This is a genomic window from Anaeromassilibacillus sp. An250 (genome assembly GCF_002159845.1).
GTDB classification, from domain to species: Bacteria; Bacillota; Clostridia; order Oscillospirales; family Acutalibacteraceae; genus Anaeromassilibacillus; species Anaeromassilibacillus stercoravium.
Genome location: NZ_NFJK01000010.1, coordinates 12964 through 33599 on the forward strand (window position 1 = coordinate 12964; position 20636 = coordinate 33599).

Annotated in this window: 22 protein-coding genes and 1 pseudogene; 17 read left to right on the forward strand and 6 right to left on the reverse strand. The window is 56.7% G+C overall.

Annotated features, from left to right (window positions below):
- Window positions 1-2: 2 nt before the first annotated feature.
- The 8 genes and pseudogenes from B5F54_RS10035 to B5F54_RS10075 all read left to right on the forward strand — a co-directional run bounded on the left by B5F54_RS10035 (window position 3) and on the right by B5F54_RS10075 (window position 7438).
- On the forward strand, window positions 3-995 hold the full coding sequence (locus tag B5F54_RS10035) for a glycosyltransferase family 2 protein (RefSeq protein WP_195450719.1): 993 nt from the start codon (window positions 3-5) through the stop codon (window positions 993-995).
- A gap of 8 nt (window positions 996-1003) precedes the next feature.
- The gene (locus B5F54_RS10040) at window positions 1004-2830 is read left to right on the forward strand and encodes a MutS-related protein (protein ID WP_087233865.1); all 1827 of its coding nucleotides are present in this window, start codon (window positions 1004-1006) and stop codon (window positions 2828-2830) included.
- 133 nt (window positions 2831-2963) lie between these two features.
- Window positions 2964-3227: a hypothetical protein gene (locus B5F54_RS10045; protein ID WP_275532233.1), complete on the forward strand. Its 264-nt coding sequence runs from the start codon at window positions 2964-2966 to the stop codon at window positions 3225-3227.
- Window positions 3228-3268: 41 nt separating this feature from the next.
- Window positions 3269-4098: pseudogene (locus B5F54_RS18125) on the forward strand (prolipoprotein diacylglyceryl transferase).
- Between the two features lie 155 nt (window positions 4099-4253).
- Window positions 4254-4616 carry an ArsR/SmtB family transcription factor gene (locus tag B5F54_RS10060; protein ID WP_087233874.1) on the forward strand — a complete coding sequence of 121 codons (363 nt, stop codon included), beginning with the start codon at window positions 4254-4256 and terminating at the stop codon, window positions 4614-4616.
- 23 nt (window positions 4617-4639) lie between these two features.
- Window positions 4640-4858 carry a cation transporter gene (locus tag B5F54_RS10065; RefSeq protein WP_087233876.1) on the forward strand — a complete coding sequence of 73 codons (219 nt, stop codon included), beginning with the start codon at window positions 4640-4642 and terminating at the stop codon, window positions 4856-4858.
- 66 nt (window positions 4859-4924) lie between these two features.
- Window positions 4925-6823 (forward strand): heavy metal translocating P-type ATPase, encoded by a 1899-nt coding sequence (locus tag B5F54_RS10070; RefSeq protein ID WP_087233878.1) that lies wholly within the window; start codon window positions 4925-4927, stop codon window positions 6821-6823.
- 180 nt (window positions 6824-7003) lie between these two features.
- Window positions 7004-7438, forward strand: a complete 435-nt coding sequence (locus tag B5F54_RS10075) for a hypothetical protein (protein ID WP_087233880.1) — start codon at window positions 7004-7006, stop codon at window positions 7436-7438.
- 215 nt (window positions 7439-7653) lie between these two features.
- Here the strand turns inward: B5F54_RS10075 and B5F54_RS10080 are convergent, their stop codons facing one another.
- Together B5F54_RS10080 and B5F54_RS10085 are read right to left on the reverse strand one after the other, a co-directional pair.
- Complete coding sequence (locus tag B5F54_RS10080) at window positions 7654-8352, reverse strand: alpha/beta hydrolase (RefSeq protein WP_087233882.1); 699 nt, start codon at window positions 8350-8352, stop codon at window positions 7654-7656.
- Window positions 8353-8461: 109 nt separating this feature from the next.
- Window positions 8462-8824 carry a DUF6483 family protein gene (locus tag B5F54_RS10085; protein WP_087233884.1) on the reverse strand — a complete coding sequence of 121 codons (363 nt, stop codon included), beginning with the start codon at window positions 8822-8824 and terminating at the stop codon, window positions 8462-8464.
- Window positions 8825-8999: 175 nt separating this feature from the next.
- Between B5F54_RS10085 and B5F54_RS10090 the strand changes: the two genes are divergently transcribed.
- Window positions 9000-9368, forward strand: coding sequence for a sulfite exporter TauE/SafE family protein (locus B5F54_RS10090; protein ID WP_087233886.1), 369 nt, complete (start codon window positions 9000-9002; stop codon window positions 9366-9368).
- Entirely contained in the window at window positions 9365-9754 is a 390-nt protein-coding gene (locus B5F54_RS10095) for a sulfite exporter TauE/SafE family protein (RefSeq protein WP_087233888.1), read from the forward strand. The genes B5F54_RS10090 and B5F54_RS10095 overlap by 4 nt, the downstream gene beginning before the upstream one ends.
- Window positions 9755-9795: 41 nt before the next feature.
- On the opposite strand, the gene B5F54_RS10100 is transcribed toward B5F54_RS10095, so the two are convergent.
- Window positions 9796-10569: a heparan-alpha-glucosaminide N-acetyltransferase gene (locus B5F54_RS10100; protein WP_087233890.1), complete on the reverse strand. Its 774-nt coding sequence runs from the start codon at window positions 10567-10569 to the stop codon at window positions 9796-9798.
- 115 nt (window positions 10570-10684) lie between these two features.
- Here B5F54_RS10100 and B5F54_RS10105 point away from each other — a divergent pair, with 115 nt between their 5' ends.
- The 3 genes from B5F54_RS10105 to B5F54_RS10115 all read left to right on the forward strand — a co-directional run bounded on the left by B5F54_RS10105 (window position 10685) and on the right by B5F54_RS10115 (window position 12834).
- On the forward strand, window positions 10685-11068 hold the full coding sequence (locus B5F54_RS10105; RefSeq protein ID WP_087233892.1) for a thioesterase family protein: 384 nt from the start codon (window positions 10685-10687) through the stop codon (window positions 11066-11068).
- Between the two features lie 247 nt (window positions 11069-11315).
- Window positions 11316-12443: a hypothetical protein gene (locus B5F54_RS10110; RefSeq protein WP_087233894.1), complete on the forward strand. Its 1128-nt coding sequence runs from the start codon at window positions 11316-11318 to the stop codon at window positions 12441-12443.
- Window positions 12444-12636: 193 nt separating this feature from the next.
- Window positions 12637-12834: a YlcI/YnfO family protein gene (locus tag B5F54_RS10115; RefSeq protein WP_087234009.1), complete on the forward strand. Its 198-nt coding sequence runs from the start codon at window positions 12637-12639 to the stop codon at window positions 12832-12834.
- Between the two features lie 113 nt (window positions 12835-12947).
- Here the strand turns inward: B5F54_RS10115 and mnmA are convergent, their stop codons facing one another.
- Together mnmA and B5F54_RS10125 are read right to left on the reverse strand one after the other, a co-directional pair.
- Complete coding sequence (mnmA, locus tag B5F54_RS10120; protein WP_087233896.1) at window positions 12948-14018, reverse strand: tRNA 2-thiouridine(34) synthase MnmA; 1071 nt, start codon at window positions 14016-14018, stop codon at window positions 12948-12950.
- A complete protein-coding gene (locus B5F54_RS10125) occupies window positions 14018-14596 on the reverse strand; it encodes a hypothetical protein (RefSeq protein ID WP_087233898.1) in 579 nt (192 codons plus the stop codon). Before B5F54_RS10125 ends, mnmA begins: the two co-directional genes overlap by 1 nt.
- Window positions 14597-14869: 273 nt before the next feature.
- On the opposite strand from B5F54_RS10125, the gene B5F54_RS10130 reads away from it, so the two are divergent.
- Together B5F54_RS10130 and asnB are read left to right on the forward strand one after the other, a co-directional pair.
- Window positions 14870-15523: a CpXC domain-containing protein gene (locus B5F54_RS10130; protein ID WP_087233900.1), complete on the forward strand. Its 654-nt coding sequence runs from the start codon at window positions 14870-14872 to the stop codon at window positions 15521-15523.
- Between the two features lie 49 nt (window positions 15524-15572).
- Complete coding sequence (gene asnB / locus B5F54_RS10135; protein ID WP_087233902.1) at window positions 15573-17423, forward strand: asparagine synthase (glutamine-hydrolyzing); 1851 nt, start codon at window positions 15573-15575, stop codon at window positions 17421-17423.
- A 244-nt stretch (window positions 17424-17667) separates the two neighbouring features.
- On the opposite strand, the gene B5F54_RS10140 is transcribed toward asnB, so the two are convergent.
- On the reverse strand, window positions 17668-18843 hold the full coding sequence (locus B5F54_RS10140; protein ID WP_087233904.1) for a hypothetical protein: 1176 nt from the start codon (window positions 18841-18843) through the stop codon (window positions 17668-17670).
- Window positions 18844-19346: 503 nt separating this feature from the next.
- Between B5F54_RS10140 and thiT the strand changes: the two genes are divergently transcribed.
- Both thiT and B5F54_RS10150 read left to right on the forward strand, forming a co-directional pair.
- The gene (gene thiT, locus B5F54_RS10145) at window positions 19347-19916 is read left to right on the forward strand and encodes an energy-coupled thiamine transporter ThiT (protein ID WP_087233906.1); all 570 of its coding nucleotides are present in this window, start codon (window positions 19347-19349) and stop codon (window positions 19914-19916) included.
- Between the two features lie 161 nt (window positions 19917-20077).
- Window positions 20078-20563, forward strand: coding sequence for a hypothetical protein (locus B5F54_RS10150; RefSeq protein ID WP_087233907.1), 486 nt, complete (start codon window positions 20078-20080; stop codon window positions 20561-20563).
- Window positions 20564-20636 lie beyond the last annotated feature (73 nt).

The following is a 20636-nucleotide window of genomic DNA, read 5'->3' on the forward strand; positions in this document are numbered from 1 at the left end:
CCATGCATGAGAATCCAAAGACGCATATCCCGACGGTCTATCTGGTGGTGCCCTGCTACAATGAAGAGGAGGTGCTCCCGGAGACCGTCAAACGCCTGACGGCAAAGCTGCAACAGATGCAGCAGGCGGGCCTGGCCGGGGAAAAGAGCCGCATGCTGTTCGTGGACGACGGGAGCAAAGACCGCACCTGGGAGCTCATCTCCGCCTTCAGCGCCCAGAACCCGCTGGTCACGGGGCTGAAACTGGCGCACAACCGCGGCCATCAGAATGCGCTGCTGGCCGGGCTGATGGAGGCGAAGGACCGCGCGGACTGCGCCATCAGCCTGGACGCAGACCTACAGGACGACATCGAAGTGCTGGACGAGTTTGTGCAGAAATTCCTGGAGGGATGCGATGTGGTCTATGGCGTGCGGAAAAAGCGCGAGACCGATACCTTCTTCAAGCGCACAACCGCCCAGGGCTTTTATAAAGTCATGCGCATCCTGGGGGTGGAGACGGTCTATAACCATGCGGACTACCGCCTGATGAGCCAACGGGCGCTCGACGCGCTTTCCGAATACCGCGAGGTCAATCTTTTCCTGCGGGGCATCGTCCCGCTGATCGGATACCGCAGCGACTACGTCTATTACGACCGGCATGAGCGGTTTGCTGGCGAATCGAAATACCCGCTGAAAAAGATGATCTCCTTTGCGCTGGACGGCATCACGTCGTTCAGCGTCAAGCCGCTCAAAATCATCTCCAATTTGGGCATCCTGGTCAGTGTGCTGAGCGTCGGCGGATTGATCTACGCCCTGATCTCCTATTTTACGGGGAATGCCGTGGCGGGGTGGACCGCGACCGTCTCCTCCATCTGGCTGCTGGGGGGCATCCAGCTGCTGTGCATCGGCGTGGTGGGCGGCTATGTCGGAAAAATTTATAGTGAAGTCAAGGCGCGCCCCCGCTACCGCATCGAGGAGAAGACGGGCGGGGACGAACCCGGCCAACCGCGGAAATAGGTGCGCCTATGGAAAAGAAACCTTTGGATTTTTATCAGGAGCTTTCCCAGGACTGTACAGCGGCGCTGGAACAGGACCGGAAAGAGTATAACCGCTGTTCGTTTCTCCGGGGCGTGGCCATGCTCTGTATCATTGGGGCGTGTGTCGCCGGGTATGTGCAGAACCAGCCGCTGTTTTATGGCGCCGGTGCGCTGGCATTGCTCGCGTTTGTGTGGTTGATCGGCCGGCACAGCCGCATTGTGGAGCGGCAAACGCACCATACCGCCCTGCGGGACGTCGCAAAAGCGTACCTCGACCGCAGCGGCGACGGTTGGAAGGATTCCCCGGTGGACGGCGCCGCCTACTTGTCGGAGGATTACCCGCCGGGGCGGGACCTCGACCTCTTTGGCAAGGATTCCCTGTATCAATACATCTGCGCCGCGAGCACGCCGTTTGGCCGGGACTGCCTGGCGGATTGGCTCAAGCGCGGGTGCGGCAGCCTGCCGGAATGGAACAGCCGCCGGGAAGCGGTGGAAGAATTGGCGGAGAAGCAACATTTCTCCGCGGAATATCAAGCGTTCGCGCTGCCGGAACGGGACGCTAAAAAGGGGACCACCAGCGACGTTTGGGACCGCTTCCTCCATACGGAAGGGCGGCGGCCTGTTTTCCGGGGGCTTTTGCTTTGGGTCCTTCCCGTTTTGACATTGCTGTGCCTGTTTTCCGCCCTGCTGGGATTCTATCCGCAGATTGGGCAAATCGGCTTCAGTTGCCTGGCGCTGGTGCAGCTGGGGACGGCCCTCCTGTGCTTAAAAGGGCATAACCAGCAGTTCGGGCCGGTGTACCGGTTCCATAAGATGGTTTTGCCCTACCGGAAACTGGCCGCCCGTTTTGCGCAGGAGACCTTTAAAAGCGGCTATTTGCGGGATTTGCAGGACCGCCTACAGCAAAACGGCGGGGCGCAGCAGGCGCTCAAAGAGCTGGAGCAGATTTCCGGCTCGATCGCCGCGCGGCACAACGGCTTGGCGCTGCTTCTCTACAATGCGCTGTTCCTCTATGACTTTCACTGCGCCAAACGGCTATATGCCTGGAAGAAGGCCTACGGCCCCTACATCCAGGGATGGTTGGAGGCGCTTGGGGAGGTGGAAGCGCTCCTCAGCCTGGGGGTGCTGTCCCAGGTGAAAGCGGTCCATACGTTTCCGGAATTGCGGGACGCCGCGCAGCCCTTTCTGGATGCGCAGGACCTGCGCCATCCGTTGATCCCCGAGGAGCGGGCGGCCGGCAACGATTTCTCCCTGCGGCAGCGGACCTGCATCATCACGGGGTCGAATATGTCCGGAAAGACGACCTTCCTGCGCACTGTTGGGACCAATCTGATCCTGGCCTTTGCCGGGGGAGCGGTGGCGGCAAGGCGCTTTTGTGCTTCGCCGATGGCGGTGTGCACCTCCATCCGCGTGGAGGACAGCGTCAGCGAGGGGATTTCCAGTTTCTATGCGGAGCTGCTCCGCGTCAAAACGATCATCGACCGCAGCCAATCCGACGCGCCCATGATCGCCTTGATCGACGAAATCTACCGGGGGACCAATTCGCGGGACCGCATCATCGGCGCGCGGGAGACCATCCGCAGGCTGGCGCGGCCGAACGTCCTGACCCTGGTGACGACCCACGACTTTGAGCTGTGCGATTTGGAGAACGATCCCCGCACGCCCGCGGTGAATTACCACTTTACCGAGCACTATTCCGGCCGGGAGATCCGGTTTGATTACCGAATCCGGCCCGGGCGCTGCCGGACGACCAATGCACAGCACCTGCTGCGGCTGGTGGGGATACTGCCGGAGGAAGGCGAAGGCTTCCAATAGAGGCTGGGAAATTGCATAAAAATTTTCCTGAGTTGAGGTGAAAATAATTGAATCTCCTTGACAGAAAAAGCAAATCGTGTAGAATACAGCTCAAGGAGGGAGAATTATAAATAATAATTCAAAAGGTTTATCCATTGCGGCTCTAGTTTGCGGTATTTTGGGAATCATTGGTTCCTTCATCCCGATTGTATGCTATGTGACGTTTATTCTGGCGATCCTTGGCATTGTCTTTGGCGTAAAAGCGCGTAAGACGGCCTTGCCGGGAGAGACGGGCCTTGCTACGGCTGGCTTGGTGCTGGGCATCATCGGAACCGTATTTGGCGCGTTGGGTGTGATCTGTGTCATTTGCGCGCTGGGTGTGGTTGGCGCAGCAGGCGCAGCGGGCGCACTGGGATAACCGACATTTAAAACAGAAAATGCAAGCATTGCATTCTTGCGATGCTTGCATCTTTTTTTGGAGAGATTGCCTTGATTCCTACATTTGAACTTTTTGGAAAGACCTTCGGGATTTATCCCGTCTTAGCGCTCGTGGGCATTTTCACAGCGGGGATTTATGCCTGCCGCCAGGCGCGGAAAAAGGGCCTGGATGAAAATGATATGATTATGGTGTTGCTGGTGTCTGCGGTTGGGGTATTGCTGGGTGGGCATCTGCTGTATGGGTTGGTCAATGTGCTGAGCGCGCCAGGGTCCGCCCCAAATTTGCTAGCCAGCGATTCCCCAAAGGCATTTTTTGAGAACGCTTATATCTTGTTTGGCGGTTCGGTCTTCTATGGCGGGCTGCTGGGGGGATCTTTGCCGGCGCACTGTATGTCCGGAAAAAGGGGTTTGCGCTGCCCGAGTGGGCTGACCTCTTGGCCCCGGCCATCCCGCTGTTCCATTTTTTTGGACGGATTGGTTGCTTTTTAGGGGGCTGCTGCTATGGCGTCCCTTGCAGCTTTGGGTTTACCTATACGCACAACCTGATCGAGCAGGCCAACGGGGTCAGCCGGTTCCCCATCCAGCTAGTAGAGGCGGCGTTCAATTTGGCGCTGTTTTTCCTGCTGTGGACCTTACAAAAGAAAGGAAAATTCCAGGGGAAGCGGCTCGTCCTGTATCTCCTCTGCTATTCGGTTGGCCGGTTTGTTTTTGAATTTGGCCGGGGGGATACTTACCGCGGCATCTGGTTTGGCCTATCCACCTCGCAGTACATCAGCGTCGGATTGTTTTTGGTTGCCGTTGTTTTTTTGCTTTATCAGCGGTTTACAGGCCGGGCAACACAGAAGCTGTAGAAAAGCCCAAAAAAGAAGATTCTACTGAACAACTTGCTGCCTATGCAAATGGGCGGCAAGTTTTTTTTGCAGGCTCATAAGAACAGGGTTGACTTTTCAAAGTACTTGTATATAATAATAGATGAACAATAGCTCATATGAAAGAGTGTGATAACATGACAGACCAAAACGGTGTGGAGCGCTGTGAATTTATCCATGCGCACGAGGACATTGTGGAGAAGGTCACACGGGATATGCCGGACGACGAGATCCTGTATGATCTGGCTGAACTGTTCAAAATCTTCGGCGACTCCACCCGCATTAAGATCCTGTACGTTTTGTTTGAATCGGAGATGTGCGTCTGCGACATTGCACAGCTGCTGAATATGACGCAGTCCGCCATTTCCCATCAGCTGCGCGCGCTCAAGCAGAGTAAGCTGGTGAAATACCGCCGGGAGGGGAAGACGGTCTTCTATTCCCTGGCGGACGGCCATGTCCGGACGATCATCGACCAGGGCATGGAGCACGTGGCAGAATAACAACTTTTAAGGAGGATTTTTCCATGAAAAAGCGCTTTCAATTGACGGACCTCGATTGTGCAAACTGTGCCCGCAAGATGGAGGACGCCATCAAAAAGATCGACGGCGTCAACGATGCGAACGTCAGCTTTTTGACGCAGAAGATGATGGTGGATGCCGACGACGCCCGTTTTGACGCCATCATGCAGGAAGTCGTCAAGGTCTGCAAACGCGTGGAGCCGGATTGCGTCATCAACCTCTAAGTGTGCGTCCCTTTTTCGCAACTCGGTCGGCGAAATCACTTCATTTTTGATGCAGGAGGGATTTCTATGAGAAAGAAACAGAAAAAGACCCTGGTTCGCATTATCCTCAGCGCGGTCCTTTTGGTGGCCGCGGCACTCATTCCGGTGGGCGGAATCGTGAAATTGGTTCTATTCCTCATCCCGTACGCTGTCATCGGCTGGGATGTGCTTTGGAAGGCCATCCGCAACATTGCGCATGGCCAGGTGTTCGATGAAAACTTCCTGATGGCGATCGCCACCGTGGGCGCCTTTGCCCTTGGGGAATACCCGGAGGGCGTTGCCGTAATGCTCTTCTATCAGGTGGGCGAGCTGTTCCAGAGCTATGCCGTGGGGCGTTCGCGCCAGTCGATCGCTGCTTTGATGGATATCCGCCCGGACTATGCCAACATTGAGCAGGATGGGAAGCTGGTCCAGGTGGACCCGGAGGATGTGGCGGTCGGCGATACGATCGTCATCAAGGCGGGCGAAAAGATCCCGCTGGACGGCGTGGTGTTGGAGGGCAGCGCCGCCGTGGATACGGCGGCGCTCACCGGCGAATCGCTGCCGCGCGATGTGGACCCCGGGGACGATGTGGTCAGCGGCTGCATCAATCAGAGCGGCCTGCTCAAGGTGCGCGTGACAAAGGTGTTCGGTGAATCCACAGTGGCGAAGATCCTCGACCTGGTGGAGAATTCGAGCAGCAAAAAGGCGCGCGCGGAGAACTTTATCACGCGCTTTGCGCGGTACTACACCCCGGTCGTCGTGATCGGAGCCGTGCTGTTGGCGGTGCTACCGCCGCTGCTCTTCGGGGGCGATTGGAGCGATTGGCTGCAACGCGCATTGATCTTCCTGGTGATTTCTTGCCCGTGCGCGCTGGTCATCTCGGTGCCGCTCAGCTTTTTTGGTGGGATCGGCGGGGCCTCCAAGCAGGGCATCCTGGTCAAGGGCAGCAACTATTTGGAGGCGTTGGCCAAGACCGAGACGGTGGTGTTTGACAAGACCGGTACCCTGACAAAGGGGACCTTCCAGGTCACGGCCGTACACCCGGACCGCATCAGCAAAGGCGAGCTTTTGGAGCTTGCCGCGCTGGCGGAGAGCTATTCCGAGCATCCGATTTCCCGTTCCTTGCGCGAGGCGTACCAGAAGCCAGTGGACGCCTCCCGTGTGACCGACGTGGAGGAGATTTCCGGCCACGGCGTGCGCGCGAAGGTCGATGGGCATGATGTATATGCCGGAAACGGCAAATGGATGGATCGGATTGGGGCGAGCTGGCGCAACTGCCACCGCACCGGCACGGTGGTGCATGTGGCGGTTGACGGCGAATATGCAGGCCATATTGTGATCTCGGACGCGGTCAAGCCGGATGCAGCTGCGGCCATTGAAGCGCTCAAGCGCGAGGGGGTCAAAAAGACCGTGATGCTCACCGGCGACGTCAAGGCGGTCGGCGAGGCTGTGGCAAGGGAGATCGGCATCGATGAGGTGCATGCGGAGCTCTTGCCGGGCGATAAGGTCGATCAGGTGGAACGCCTCCTGAAGAATACCAGCGGCAAGGGGAAGCTCGCCTTCGTGGGCGATGGCATCAACGATGCGCCGGTGCTTTCCCGCGCGGATATCGGCATCGCCATGGGCGGACTCGGTTCCGATGCGGCGATCGAGGCTGCGGACATTGTACTGATGGACGACAAGCCGTCGAAATTGGCAGTGGCGGTCCGGATTTCCCGCAAAACGCTGCGCATTGTGCGGCAGAACATCGTATTTGCCCTGGGCATCAAGCTGCTGTTTTTGGCCTTGGGCGCCTTCGGCATGGCCAACATGTGGGAGGCCGTGTTCGCAGACGTCGGCGTCTCCGTGCTGGCTATCCTGAACGCGTCGCGCGCTCTGCGCACCTCCGGGCAGGAGGTGCCGGAGCCGTCCGTCCCAGTGGCGCTCCAAGAAGGCAACGGATAAGAAATCCTCTTTTTAATAGGCAAAGACGCCGGTTTTCCGTTTGGGAGAATCCGGCGTCTTTTCTTTTAAAAGGAAACATGCCTGCAATGCGCCCATTCGATATAGCGCCCGTGCAAGATTTATGTTATCATACGGTGGGAAGACAGCGCCAAAAGGCGAGAGGAACATGGAGGGAATTGTATGGATGACAAGATCCGCTATTGGTTTCAGGGATTCGAACAGGGTGTCGCCGCGTTGGGAACATCCCAACAGGAAGCGCTGTTTCACGAATGTGGGAAAAATTGCGTACAGCAGGGCACTTTGGAGTTTTATCAGTCGCTCTACCGGACGGCGGAAGGCAACCTCGACCGCTTTTTTGAGGCGGTCAACGACACCCCTGGCTTGCGGGGCGAAGTAGTGGAACCGGATACGGTCTACCTCCTTGCCTTTGCGCAATGCTCTTGCCCGCTTGTTACAGAGGGATATGTGCGGTCGCCGCGGCTGTGCGAGTGCTCCAGGCAAAGCGTTCTATACGTTTTGCGGACGCTCTGGCCGGAAAAGCGCTTTGAAGTGACTCTGTGCGGCACGATCCTGCGCGGCGCACAGGAGTGTGCCTGTAGGATTACTGTGCAATAAGTGCCCGCCGTCCTGCGGAGGGACGAACCTGTATTAAAGAAAAAGCAGCGGAGAATGGTTTTCGGCCTTTCTCCGCTGCTTTTGTTGTGTAAAGCCCCCGAAATGGAATCCCCAAAAAATACAACCGTCTGGGAACCATACCACTGTACAGGGCGGTTCTCATGCGCCCACCAGACGGCATTTGCCTGAAATTGCACCAAACGTCCCGCTGCGGTTTAAAAGCTTTGACCGCAAAGCCAGTCGATTGCCCGCAGGAAGCGCTCCGGAATCTCCCGGAAATGGCCGCCGGGATTCCACTCCAGGGTGCAGGAAACGCCATGGCCTTTCAAAAGCTGGAGGATTTCGCGGGTGCAATCCCCCACGCGGGCCATGCGCGGGTTCCGGGCCTTTTCCTCCGCCGTGCCAAGGGAGAGGTAGACCCGCCGGACGGCCGGGTTTAACGGATGCGACCGGAAGTATTCAGCCGCGCCGTCGTACCAGAGGGAACCGGAGAGACAGCCGATCTGCCCAAACGCCCCGCACTGCGTGGCGCTCCAAAGGGCGTGAAGGCCGCCGAGCGAGTAGCCCACCAGCGTTGTGCGGGCAGGGTCCGCTGTGACGGGCAGGGCCTTGCGCGCTTCCGGCAGGAGCGTTTTTGTCAAAAATTGCAGATAGGCCCCGCCCTCCCCGGAAAAGGCGGGCGCTTTTTGCGAGAGCGCAGGCGCTGGCCAAGGCGTATATTCCCGGTCGCGGTCCATGGGAGGGACGGCCAGGAACACGCAGTTTTGCTGTTTTATATGGGCGAAGATGGCTTCAAAGTCCGCGGCGGGCATGTCGCCGTCGTTGGAGAGCATCAGGGAAAAGCCGCCCGGCGGGATTTTCCCTTCCGGTACGAACAGAGGGCAGTCGCGCCCTGCCAGTAAAATGCTTTTCATCGGTTTCCCTCCCGAAAAAATGAGGTATCCGGTTGGCTAGGGATGCCTACGCGGACACTGAGAATGGGACGTTCTTTTGCTTGCAAGCTTCCTCGGCCGTGGAACGGCTTTATTCCATCTGAATCCCGAAGAGCTTTGTCACGGCGTGCAGGCCCTCTTCGATCTCCTGCCGGGAATAGTTGTGTGCTTCCAAATAGGCGTCGTCAAACTGGTTCAAGCGGGAGTAAAAGGCCAGAGCCAGCTCCAGCATCGGTAAGCGCGCGGGGTCCAGCTCCTCATAGAGCCGGTTTTCCGCCTCGTTGACCTTGCCCTCGTCCAACATGCGGATCAATTCGATGTAGAGCTGGTCCGAATCCGAAAGCTTTTCCTTTTCCACGATTTCATAATCCGGCTTGTCCTTCCCAAACAGGAGACGCGCCAAAATCACGCCGATCATTTCAATCTGACGTAAAATCCAATCCTGCTGAAACATATTGCATCCCCTCTTTTCCATTTCATCATAGCATAATGCCCCCGGTGGGGCAAGATAGGATGAATGATTTGTATAAATAACAAATAATAATACGATTTGTATAACAAATGCCGGTATAAAACGATACCAACCTTCCAATGCTAACAGGAGATTTTAGGCAGAGGGAGGCAGGAAGATGGAAAAATTGCGCGGCCTGAAGAAATTTACCCCGGCGCTAATCGGCACGCTCTGCGGTATGCTGAACGGACTGTTTGGCGCGGGGGGAGGGATTGCCGCCGTGCCGCTGCTCAAGGCGTCGGGCATCCCGCTCAAGAAGGCGCACGCGACCTCCCTGGCGGTCATCCTGCCGGTTTCCATCGTCAGCGCGATCCTGTACCTGGCCAACGGGACCATCCGGTTTTCCGATGCATGGCCATATTTACCAGGCGGGCTCCTTGGTGCGATCCTGGGCGCGCTGCTAATGGAGAAGATCCCGGATAAGCTCCTGCGCAAGGCGTTCGGGGCCTTCATGATTTATGCAGCCGTGCGGCTGCTCCTGCGATGAGCGGGTGGCTGGTCGCGGGGATCGCAAGCCTGGTCGCGGGGTTTGTCAGCGCGCTTGGGCTGGGCGGCGGCGGGATCCTCGTGCTCTATCTGACCTTGTTCCTCGGGATGGAGCAGATGCAGGCGGGCGGCATCAACCTGATCTTTTTCTTGCCCCTTGCCGCGGTCTCGATCTACATCCACATGAAGCACCGTCTGATCGACTACAAATTCGCCCTGAAATGCGCGCCGTTTGGCGTGGTGGGCGCGTTCTTGGGCGTATGGCTTGCAAATGCCCTGCATCCTGTATGGGTCAGCAAGGGATTTGCCGTATTTGTGCTGATCCTGGGCATACGGGAACTGTTTTCCAAGGGAAAGAAGGAGGAAGACGGGCCGGACAAAAAATAACTGCCCCGTGCGGTTCGCACAGGGCAGCGTATGAATGGTTTTTAAGAGACGCTGGACAGGATCATGGTGACCAGCCAGGAAATGCCGTAGATCACCGGCTGATGCACCACGTAGATCACCAGCGCGTGGCGGCCCAGCCAGGAGAGAAAGGGCACGCGGGAGCGGTAGGCAAAAGCGGGGAAACGCCCCTCGACCGCGAGGCGGCCGATGCTTGTTCCGGCAAAAAAGACGAAAATCCACGGCAAAAGCGGGAAATAGTCTGCGGAGAAAAAGTTGGGGCTGTGAAGGCCCAGGGGCGCGAGCCAATCCGTGGCATAGAGCACATCGGGGAGCGGGATGCAGATGGGGCCGATGCCGAGCAGACGGCTGCCCACCTGCCGGGTACATAGGTAGAGAAGCGCGCAAAGGATGGTGGGAATCCAGGTGAACGGGCGTTTCCTGCGCAAATGCGGCTGGATCAGCCCGAATAAAATCATGCAGATTGCGAGGAAATGCAAGATGCCAAATAGAATGCACTCCGCCGGGACCACCAGCCACGTGACCAATGTGACCACCGCCGCAATCCCCGCCAGTTTGAGGCCGCGCAGCAGGTTGGAATGCGAGAGGTTGGAGGAGATGCCGGCGATCAAAATAAAGAGGCCGGCAAACCAGGGTTCTGCGGGCATGAAAAAGTTGAGCAGGGCTTTGCCAAACTCCAAGTTAAATAGATAGGCGAGCGTATAGAAGGCATGATAGAATACCATGCAGAACACGGCAAAGCCGCGCAGCTCGTCCATCAGATGAATGCGCTTCGTTGCACGCTCCGTTTGTTCCATATTCGTCGCTCCTTTGTGAAAATGGGAAACGGAAGAACTTCCTTCCGAAGGGAATGTCTGCTATAATAAGACGGCAAACTCATCAGAATTATAACAGGAATAGGAGGCAAATACAATGGATAAGACTTTGACAAAGGAATATGTAGTGAAGCCGGAGATGCTGGCAACCGCCGTGGGAAGCGGCAGTGTGGAGGTTTTGGCTACGCCGATGGTAGCTGCATTTTTAGAGGGCGCGGCCGCAGAGCTGGCGCAGAAGGAACTCCAGGATGGCTGGACCACCGTGGGAAGCCAAATCACCATCGAGCACCTTTGCCCCACCGTGACGGGCGTGAAGGTGGAGGCGACCGCAACATTGACCGAAGTGGACGGGCGTATGTACCGCTTTACGCTGGAAGCCAGGGACAATGCGGGCGTGATTGCGCGCGGCACCCACGAGCGCGTCAGCGTGGAAAAGGAGCGCTTTTTCGCAAAGGCGCAGGCACGCAGCCAGTCCAACTAAACGGTGTTTTATGCACAGCGCGGAGATGTCCCATCCGGCGAATGAAAGAAATGGCGGCAGGAATCGATGGCGCTTTGCAAGATGTTTCTCACATGAAATACTTTTATTTCAACAAAAATCGATTTTTTGATGGACAAAATGAAACATCTGGTGTATAATATTGTCTAATGTGCTAAAAATGCCGAAAATGATTCGTCGGAACTGCGCAAAATAGATTTGCGTGCCGGCAATTAAGGAGAGTGTAATCATGAAAACATGGAAAAAGTGCCTGGCGGCTGTCCTGTCGCTGGTCATGATGGTAAGCGCTACCGCTTGTTCTGGGACGGACAAAAGCTGGGCGGTCAAGAGTGAGAACCTCACCGTTCCGATCGGCGCTTATATCTATAACCTGTACAGCGCTTATCAGCAGGCGTACTACATGGTAGAGGACGCCACCCAGCCTGTATTGGAGCAGACCGTGGAGGATCAGGATGCAGCTACCTGGATGAAGGATTTTGCCCTGCGCCAGACCAAGTCCATCCTTGTGATCGACGACATGATGCGGGATATGGGCCTCAGCCTCACCGAGGATGAGCTGCAGCAGGTTTCCGACCAGACCGACAGCTTCTGGGGATCGATCTCTACTGCTATGACCGAATATGGCGTGGCGAAGTCTTCGTTTAACTTGGCGTATGCCGACTATTACACCAAGTTTACCAAGGTGTTTGACGCAACCTATGGCCCTGGTGGGACGGAAGAAGTCTCTGACGAGGATGTGAAGGACTATTATCTGACCAATTATAAGGCGTTTTCGTATGTTATGGCGCCGATCATCGACATGACCACCGGTGCAAGCCTGAGCGACGACGAGCTTTCCCAGCTGGATACGGAATTTAAGGGGTATGCCTCCCAGATCAACGACGGTTCTATGACCATCCAGGATGCGGCCGACGCCTATAAGGCTTCTTCCGGCGACGACACGGTGCAGGTTTACACCGATGCGGCGGATTTCAGCGGCGAGACGGCTTCCTATCCGTTGGAGTTCGGCACGGAGTTGGACACGCTGGAAAACGGCAAGGCGAGCGTCATCGATGTGCAGGGGCTGTACAAGGTCCTGCTGGTCAAGGACGACATCAATGCGACGGCGGACGAGCGCATCAGCGACGAGACGAGCCGCACCAGCATCCTGCAAACCATGAAGCAGGAAGAATTCCAAGCAAAGATCGACGACGCAGCGGACAGCTATAATGCGACGGTCAACCAGAGTGCGATCGACTCCTACCAGCCGGATATGTTTGTACAGGAGACGTCCTCGGTTGCCGCGTCCACGGACGAGACCTCTTCGCAGGAGGGCACGGATGGCTCCGGCGAGGAAACCTCTTCGGAAGCCGCATAATTTCATCATAAGAATCGCGCCGGGGGCCATGCAAATGGTTCCCGGCAAATTTTTTGCCCGTTGTCAGGCAGAAACATCTTTTTGGTAAGGCAATCTTTGTTGGGATGCGGTAGGATAGGTCATGGGGAAGACGGGACTGCCCATCTGGGAGCATACCGGAAAGGACTCCCCCTGTCAAAAGGAGGTATTTGTCATGAAGGCGTTTCAGATTCCTTCCAAACCATCGACGACGTCAAAATCCATCCGGTTTCCCAACGATGTGATCCAAGGGGTGGAAACGGCCATCCGGGGCCGGAATTGCAATTTTTCCATGTTTGTCGTGGAAGCGGTCCGCGCTTCTTTGGAGAGGCAGGAAACAGGGGAGGACACCTTGGAAAGAAAAGAAGGATGATAAAAGAACTTTCTTTTTGAGATCGCCTAAAGGTAAAAGGAACCAAGCCGGTCCAAGGCAATATGCCTACGGGCCGGCTTGGTTCCTTTTATAGGTCTGTTTTCTTCCTGGATTCAGACAATCGTCCCTCCGCCGACGACCAGGTCCCCGTCGTAGAAGACGACAGCCTGCCCCGGCGTGATGGAACGCTGCGCCTCTGCGAAGTCCACCCGCACGCGGCCGTGTTCCACCGGGGTTAAGACTGCCTCGGCGGGGCGCGCCTGGTAGCGGACCTTTGCGTGTACCTGTAAGGGCTTGTCCAATGTATCAAAGGGGATGAAGTTCAGGTCGTCCGCCAGCAGGGACGACGCATATTGGCTGCCCTCTTCCCCAAGGGTGACGCGGTTCAAGACAGCGTCGATTTTTGTCACATACATGGGCCTGCCGAAGGAGACGCCCAGCCCCTTGCGCTGGCCGATGGTGTAGTGCGTGATTCCCCGGTGGCGGCCCAAAACATGGCCTTCCGCATCCACAAAATCGCCCTCCGAGGCTTTTTTCCCCGTATAGCGCTCCAAAAAACCGGCGTAGTCGTTGTCCTCAACAAAGCAGATTTCCTGGCTGTCCGGCTTGTGCGCCACGCGGAGCCCGGCTTCCTCCGCCATGCGGCGGGCCTCCGGTTTGGTGTATGCGCCCAGGGGCATCAGCGTATGCGCGAGCTGGTCCTGTGTCAGGGAATAGAGCACATAGCTCTGGTCCTTGCTGGCCGGGGCCTTTTTCAGCAGCCAGCGCCCGGCGCTGTTTTGCTCGATCACCGCGTAGTGCCCGGTGGCGATGTAATCATACCCCAGCAGCCGCGCCTTTTGCAGCATCGCGTCGAATTTCAAGTGCCGGTTGCATGCAATGCAGGGATTCGGCGTGCGGCCCGCCGCGTACTGCCCGGCAAAATATTGGATGACGTCGCGCTCGAATTGCTCGGTGAAATTCAAGACCAAATGCTCGATGCCCAATTGGTAACACACCCGGCGCGCGTCGTCGATGTCGTCCAGGGAACAGCAGCCGCCGGAGGCGCTCTGCTGCATGTAGGCGTCCGGCCGCAGGCGCATGGTCATGCCCGTCACGTCGTAGCCGGCTTTTAACAGCAAAAGAGCGGCGACCGAACTGTCCACGCCGCCGCTCATGCCCAAAAGAACTTTCTTCTTGCTCATTATTCCGCGTCGTCCTCCGCCGCTTCGCCAAAGATGTCCGGCTTGCCTGCGGTTACGTCGGATGCAGGGGCGGGCGCATCCTCCAACTCTGCGTGCTTTTCGGCCTCCTGGCGTTCCTCTTCCGCTGCGGCCGCATCGTGCGCCTCATTGACAAAGGGCGCCGCTGGAATATCGTCGTCGGCTTCATCCGCATGGCCGGCGCAGTGGGCGAGCTCTTCCCGCTGCGCCGCATCCAGGTCTTCATAATACGGGCATACGTCGCAATCGTCGTTGCAGCCCGCGCACTGGTCTTCCTCTTCCACCGGGGAGGCGATCTCGTCCAATTTGTTGAACGCCTTGCGCATACGCGCTTCGCTTTCCTCTACAGCCTTGCAGAGCTGCTCCGCCTGTGCGTCCTCCGGATTGCGCAGGTGCTCCATATAATATTTTCCAAGCGCAACATAGGCGCGCGCGGTGTTTTCCCGCTCGTTTTTGATGACGATCCGGAGCCGGTTGATCATGGCGGCTTTGCGGTTTTTCTCTACGACATAGTCGACGGCTTTTGTTACTTCATTGCCAATTACACTGAAAATACCCATCGTTTTCCCTCCGGTCCCGCTGATGCGGCGATATTTGGCATGACGCCTTTTCTGATGCGCTCCAAGCGCTCTTTTTGAATTAACCTTATTATACCGCAAAATAGGCAAAAAGAACAGTGAAAAATTTGTATCCGGTTGGACGGAATTTTCCTTTCCGGGCTTGAAACGTTGTACCTTGCAAGGGATTGTGTTATACTAATTTTTAAACGACATTCTTTCCAAAAGGCTGGATACAGCCCGGGATGATTTGAGAAACTAGGGAGTGAACGATGCATGTCAACCGAGATCAGCCGGCCGGTGAGCTGCCCGCGGTGCGGGGAGGCGGTGGAAACACGGATGTGGCCGGGCATCAACGCCGAGGTGAACCCAAACCTGCGGGAACAGGTGCTTCAGGAGACCCTGTTTAATTGGACGTGCCCCGCCTGCGGCTATGTCGCACAGATGGCTTATCCCTGCCTGTACCACGACAAGGGGCGTAAATTGATGGTCTATCTGGTTCCAAACGGAGGGAAAGAGGAACTGGATGCGGTCGATGTGGACCGCGCATTCCCGCAGATCGGTTACGTGCAAAAGCGCGTGGTTTCCTCCCTGGCGGAGCTCAAGGAGAAGATTTTGATCTTTGAAGCCGGCCTGGACGACCGCGCGGTCGAGCTGGTGAAATGGGCCCTTTCTGCTGTGGTGGAGAAAAAGGATGGAAAAAAGCCACGGGAAGGGTATTTTTCCTTTGCGGAGGAGGAAAAGAACCGCATCGGGTTTGTGTTCTTTTTCCAGGGGAGCGCGGAGCCGGTGCTGAAAACCACCCGGATGGACGCTTACCGCCGTTCGCTGGAGATTGTGGAAGAGGTCCACCCGGAGCAGAAGGGCTTTGCGCCGGTGGACCCGGTGCTCGCGCAGAAGCTTCTCGACGCATACAAAGAAGAGGATTGAAATTCCGGCGCCGGATGCACGGCGCTTTTGAATAAGTGAGGTGCCAACCATGTGTGGAATCTGTGGTTTTACGGGCGAAGTGCTCGACCGCGACGAGGTAATCAAGCGGATGACGGACGTCATCACCCACCGCGGCCCGGACAGCTCCGGCGTATTTGCCGGGGACGGCGTGACAATGGGGTTCCGCCGCCTGTCCATCATCGACGTGGGGAACACGGGCGACCAGCCCATCTATAATGAGGACCGCACCCTTGTGCTGACCTTCAACGGGGAGATCTACAATTATCAGGACCTGCGCAAGGAATTGCTGGAAAAGGGCCATAAATTTTATACCAATACGGATTCTGAGGTGTTGGTGCACGGCTTTGAGGAGTGGAAAGAGGGCCTTTTGAACCGCCTGCGCGGGATGTTTGGCTTTGCCATCTGGAACACGGTGGACAACAGCCTTTTCCTGGCGCGCGACTATTTCGGCATTAAACCGCTCCACTATACACAGGTGGGCGATTCGTTCGTCTATGGGTCCGAGATCAAGAGCATTTTGGAATTCCCGGGCTTCCAGAAGAAGTTCAACCGCCATGCGCTGGACAACTACATTTCGTTTGAATACGCCCCGCCCCCGGAAACCTTCTTTGAAAACGTGTTCTGCCTGATGCCCGCCCATTACCTCTGGTATAAGGACGGCAAGGTCACGACCACGCGCTATTGGGAGCCGAAATTTGACGCGGACGAAAGCATGACCGAGGAACAGGCCGTGGACGCGATCGAGAAAGTGTTTGAGGAATCCGTCGCGGCGCACAAGATCAGCGATGTGGAGGTCGGCTGTTTCCTGTCCAGCGGCGTGGATTCCAGCTATGTGTCCACCTATTTTAAGGGGCAAAAGACCTTTACCGTCGGGTTTGACTACGGGGAAAAGTACAACGAGATCGACTGGGCCAAGGGGTTGAGCAAAGAGGTCGGCTTGGAGCACCATTACAAAGTGATCTCCACGGAGGAATATTGGGACAGCATCCGCAAGGTGCAGTACCATATGGACCAGCCCCTCGCGGACGCCTCCTGCATTGCGCTATATTTTGTCTCCAAGATTGCGAGCGAGTATGTCAAGGTGGTCCTTTCCGGCGAGGGCGCGGACGAGCTCTTCGGCGGCTACAATATCTACCACGAGCCGGACGACCTGGCGGGCTATAAAAAGCTGCCGCTGTTCCTGCGCAAGGCGTTTGCGGCGATCGCCAAGGCGCTGCCGTTCCGCTTCCGCGGCAAGAGTTTCCTGATCCGCGGCGCACAGCCGATCGAGGAAAGCTTCATCGGCAATTGCAGCATGTTCACCATGGAGGAGAAGCGCAAGCTGCTGCGGGAGGGGATGCCCTGTACCCGCCCGCAGGAACTGACGCGCCCCTTCTACGACCGCGTCCAGGGCAAGGACGACGTGACCAAGATGCAGTATCTGGACATCAACGTCTGGCTGGCCGGGGACATCCTGCTCAAGGCCGACCGCATGAGCATGGCCAACTCGTTGGAGCTGCGCGTGCCGTTCCTGGACAAAGAGGTGTTCAAAGTAGCCTCCCGGCTGCCGCGCCGCCTGCGCGTCAACCCGGAAAACACCAAGTATGCGATGCGCAAAGCGGCCATGCGCCATCTGCCGCCCGCCACGGCCCAGAAGAAGAAGCTGGGCTTCCCGGTGCCCACGCGCGTGTGGCTGCGGGAGCAGAAGTATTACGACATTGTCAAGGCGGTATTTACCGGCGAGACGGCAAAGCAGTTCTTCCATACGGATGCGCTGGTCAAGCTCCTGGACGAGCATTTCCAGGGCAAGTGCGACAACAACCGCAAGATCTGGACGATCTACGTGTTCCTGATCTGGTACGACATTTATTTCAGCGACCCCGACAAGGTGAAGCTCTGATTGAGAAAAAGAAGCCGCCGTGCAGGACAAGCTCCTGTACGGCGGCAATTTGTTTGGCTTTATCTGTGTGTTTCCGGCGGGTACATAAGATGGGCAATCCTGGGAGCAGGACGGAAACAGTTTTGCTTCTTCGGATTTCGTTCAATGGCGCTGCTGTCGAATGGTAGCTGGCGCCGCTTCCCCGCGCGCAGCAGGGGCAACCGCATCTGTTGGGCTATGTGGACGCTTCAATGAAGCGTAAGTGTCAATACAGGACCACCGTGCCGCCCTCCACCGCGCAGGCGCATTCATAGCTCTGCTGCTCCCCGGTGAGGCAGTCGAAGATGGAATGGAATTCAAAGGAATCCTTCTCGTCGGCGAGGATGTATTTGGCGATGATGAAGCGGTCCTCCACGCAGGTGATGAAGTCGCCCAGCTCCTTGCTGTACCGCGCGTGGAGGCTGGAATTCAGCACGCCCACGGCCTCCAGATAATCGCCGCGGTCCACGATTTTGTAGGCGCGGCCGTCCTCCGTGTCGATGCAGAAATACCCCTCCTGCTCGTCCGGGCGGAGGTTGAGCTGCGCCACAATCTGCCGCTTCCCGGTGCGCTTATCGACGGCGCAGAGGCGCTGGTCGTTGGAGGGAAAATGTTTCGCACGGAAATAGATGGATTCCGCATTCATACCCGCGTAGCGGACCAGCCCAGCCGTGCCTGCGCTCAGGATCAATTCCAGCGGGACGCGCTTTTCCCCCGCCTTGGCGGAGACGATAAAATCAAACAGCGGGCACAGCCAGACGTTGTCGTTGACATGGTCGCCGAGCCAGCGCCGGTTGCGGTAGCAGTTCCATTTTTCGGTCTCATCGCCGTGCGGCTGAAGCACCAGAAGCTGTTGGTCGCCGTCCAGGTTGTATGTAACGAGGTCGCGGGCAGCGGCGTTGCAGATGCGCGGGTCCCGCAGGTAATAATAGGCTTCTTCTTCCAGATCGAACAGCAGGGCCACGCGCGCAAACCCGGTCAGGCGGCGGTATTCCGAAAAGAGCTCCGCGTGTGAATCGTCCTCTTCGGTAAAGAGGATGATGCGGCTCTCATCCAGCGCGGCGCACTCGGAAAAATTCCCCACCAGGCTCAGCACCACCGCGTGGCGCTCTTCGCCGGTGATTTTGTCAATGGCCAGAAGCTCCACATGGCTGCTGCCGTCCTCCAGGAGCAGCAGGATCACATCGGAAAAACTGAAAAAATGCGGCACAAAGGCGGGCCTGTCCAGGATATAGTTGGCCAGGATGCGCTCCCGCCTGGTGATCCGGTTGTATTCCAAAAGGAAAAGGCTGTTGTGGCCCTCCTCGTTTTTTTCTTCGGCATAGTAGATCCGGTTGTCGCTGATTTCGATGAGCTGATCGTTGCAATTGGCAAAGATGTTGCGCAGGTCCACGACCTTCATTCCCACACCCCCTGTGGCGCGTTTTCCGACGGGTTTTGCCGTTTTCCAACCATCCGTGGAAATATTTACAAGTCTTTTCTGTTATTATAGCATACCGAACCGGAGAATAAAACAGAAAAAGACAGATGGATTTGGATAGAAAAATCCATACAAGATTCGGGGTGGATTTATCTTTAGAGAGGGAAAAGGGATGGCCCTGCGCGGGATTTCCGGCACTTTTTTGGAAAGCGGCCTTATGGCAAAAAGGGCCGTTCCTTGACAGATCATCTGGAAGCAGATATGATAAATAAAAATGAATAAGGGGTGATGGGTGTTCCCGGCTGAGAGAACGCGAATCGACGCGTTTCAACCGTACCTGATCTGGATAATGCCAGCGTAGGAAGATTATGGTTTGTGCCCCGCGGTTGCCCGCGGGGTATTTTTGTGCGTTTCGATTCCAGCAGACCTGCGCTCAGGGGCGGACACAGGCCGGCGGGATCGCCCGCACACAGGAGGGAATGTTTATGAAAAAGAACAACACAACGGTGATCTTGGTGGAGAGCGCGCTGATGATCGCCCTTTCGGTCGTGCTCGATTTCTTCAAGCTCTGGCAGATGCCGTTTGGCGGCACCGTCACCTGTGGGATGGTCCCGCTGGTGCTGCTTTCGTTCCATCAGGGCCCGAAATGGGGGATTGGCGCGGCGTTCACCCACAGCCTGTTGCAGATGCTCATGCGGTTTGACGCGCCGCCCGCCAAGACATTCGGTGCATTTGCCGTGGTGATTTTGTTGGATTATGTGATTGCCTTCACCGTCGTTGGAGCGGCATCGGTCTTTGGGAAGCCGTTCCGGAACCGCAGCGTCAGCGTGGCGGTGGGAACCTGTGCGGTGTGCCTGATCCGCCTGCTGTGCAGCTTCCTCTCCGGCGTGACCGTATGGACGGAGTATACGCCCGAAGGCTGGGCGGTCTGGCAGTATTCATTGACCTACAATGCGCTCTATATGATCCCGCAGACGATCCTGACGGTGGTCCTTGCGGTGGTGCTCATGGCGGTGATCGACCGGTATGAGGGGCGGAAGGCAAAGACCATTTGATTGTATCGGTGGGTCCCCCTTCACGGAATTTGGAGATGTTCCATGAAGAGGGTCCTTTTTTGTTCTAACGAATCGTTCAAAAAGGGTGGACTTTATACGCCAAAGATGATAAAATAATAAAACATTCCATACTTTTGCATGATATTGGAGGAAAGAATCTTATGAATATGACAAAAACATTCAAAAAGGTAGGCGTCCTTGCGATCGTTCTTCTGATGATTGCCGCGCTGGTCGGCTGCGGCGGGAACCAGGAGGAGAAACAATGGGAAGAGGACGTCACAGCGATCATGAATGACATCACGCTGTCCCAGACCGATTTTAATACGGCGTTGGCGGGCATCCAGCCGGGGGACGCTGACTCCCAGACGGCGATGCTCAATGCGATTGACACCCTGGAAGAGGATTTCAACGCGCTGAAGGCCGTGGAAGCGCCGGAGAAGTACCAGGCGGTGCAGGAAGAATTCAACACAGCCGTGGATAAAGCTTTGGAAGGCACAGCGGCATTCCGTGAGATGGCAAACAACCTCGGCGACGGCGGGGATCTGACGGTTGTCAGCGATAAGCTCTCCGAAGGCCAGACGAAGTACGAGGAGTTCCTGGAGCTTTGGCAGACAGCGGTCAACAATCTTGCGGAGATTGCAGGCTAAATTTGAACAGGCAAATACGAAGGGGCTGTTGCAGATGATTCTGCAACAGTCCCTTCTTTATGCTTGGAAAAAG

What these genes read in the sequence shown, in the direction of transcription:
- B5F54_RS10125 (WP_087233898.1), bottom strand. Translation starts at nt 14,596, where the DNA reads ATGGGTATTTTCAGTGTAATTGGCAATGAAGTAACAAAAGCCGTCGAC.
- B5F54_RS10060 (WP_087233874.1), top strand. Translation starts at nt 4,254, where the DNA reads ATGACAGACCAAAACGGTGTGGAGCGCTGTGAATTTATCCATGCGCAC.
- asnB (WP_087233902.1), top strand. Translation starts at nt 15,573, where the DNA reads ATGTGTGGAATCTGTGGTTTTACGGGCGAAGTGCTCGACCGCGACGAG.
- B5F54_RS10070 (WP_087233878.1), top strand. Translation starts at nt 4,925, where the DNA reads ATGAGAAAGAAACAGAAAAAGACCCTGGTTCGCATTATCCTCAGCGCG.
- B5F54_RS10090 (WP_087233886.1), top strand. Translation starts at nt 9,000, where the DNA reads ATGGAAAAATTGCGCGGCCTGAAGAAATTTACCCCGGCGCTAATCGGC.
- B5F54_RS10100 (WP_087233890.1), bottom strand. Translation starts at nt 10,569, where the DNA reads ATGGAACAAACGGAGCGTGCAACGAAGCGCATTCATCTGATGGACGAG.
- B5F54_RS10080 (WP_087233882.1), bottom strand. Translation starts at nt 8,352, where the DNA reads ATGAAAAGCATTTTACTGGCAGGGCGCGACTGCCCTCTGTTCGTACCG.
- B5F54_RS10105 (WP_087233892.1), top strand. Translation starts at nt 10,685, where the DNA reads ATGGATAAGACTTTGACAAAGGAATATGTAGTGAAGCCGGAGATGCTG.
- B5F54_RS10150 (WP_087233907.1), top strand. Translation starts at nt 20,078, where the DNA reads ATGAATATGACAAAAACATTCAAAAAGGTAGGCGTCCTTGCGATCGTT.
- mnmA (WP_087233896.1), bottom strand. Translation starts at nt 14,018, where the DNA reads ATGAGCAAGAAGAAAGTTCTTTTGGGCATGAGCGGCGGCGTGGACAGT.
- B5F54_RS10110 (WP_087233894.1), top strand. Translation starts at nt 11,316, where the DNA reads ATGAAAACATGGAAAAAGTGCCTGGCGGCTGTCCTGTCGCTGGTCATG.
- B5F54_RS10065 (WP_087233876.1), top strand. Translation starts at nt 4,640, where the DNA reads ATGAAAAAGCGCTTTCAATTGACGGACCTCGATTGTGCAAACTGTGCC.
- B5F54_RS10140 (WP_087233904.1), bottom strand. Translation starts at nt 18,843, where the DNA reads ATGAAGGTCGTGGACCTGCGCAACATCTTTGCCAATTGCAACGATCAG.
- B5F54_RS10035 (WP_195450719.1), top strand. Translation starts at nt 3, where the DNA reads ATGCATGAGAATCCAAAGACGCATATCCCGACGGTCTATCTGGTGGTG.
- B5F54_RS10040 (WP_087233865.1), top strand. Translation starts at nt 1,004, where the DNA reads ATGGAAAAGAAACCTTTGGATTTTTATCAGGAGCTTTCCCAGGACTGT.
- B5F54_RS10130 (WP_087233900.1), top strand. Translation starts at nt 14,870, where the DNA reads ATGTCAACCGAGATCAGCCGGCCGGTGAGCTGCCCGCGGTGCGGGGAG.
- B5F54_RS10115 (WP_087234009.1), top strand. Translation starts at nt 12,637, where the DNA reads ATGAAGGCGTTTCAGATTCCTTCCAAACCATCGACGACGTCAAAATCC.
- B5F54_RS10095 (WP_087233888.1), top strand. Translation starts at nt 9,365, where the DNA reads ATGAGCGGGTGGCTGGTCGCGGGGATCGCAAGCCTGGTCGCGGGGTTT.
- thiT (WP_087233906.1), top strand. Translation starts at nt 19,347, where the DNA reads ATGAAAAAGAACAACACAACGGTGATCTTGGTGGAGAGCGCGCTGATG.
- B5F54_RS10075 (WP_087233880.1), top strand. Translation starts at nt 7,004, where the DNA reads ATGGATGACAAGATCCGCTATTGGTTTCAGGGATTCGAACAGGGTGTC.
- B5F54_RS10085 (WP_087233884.1), bottom strand. Translation starts at nt 8,824, where the DNA reads ATGTTTCAGCAGGATTGGATTTTACGTCAGATTGAAATGATCGGCGTG.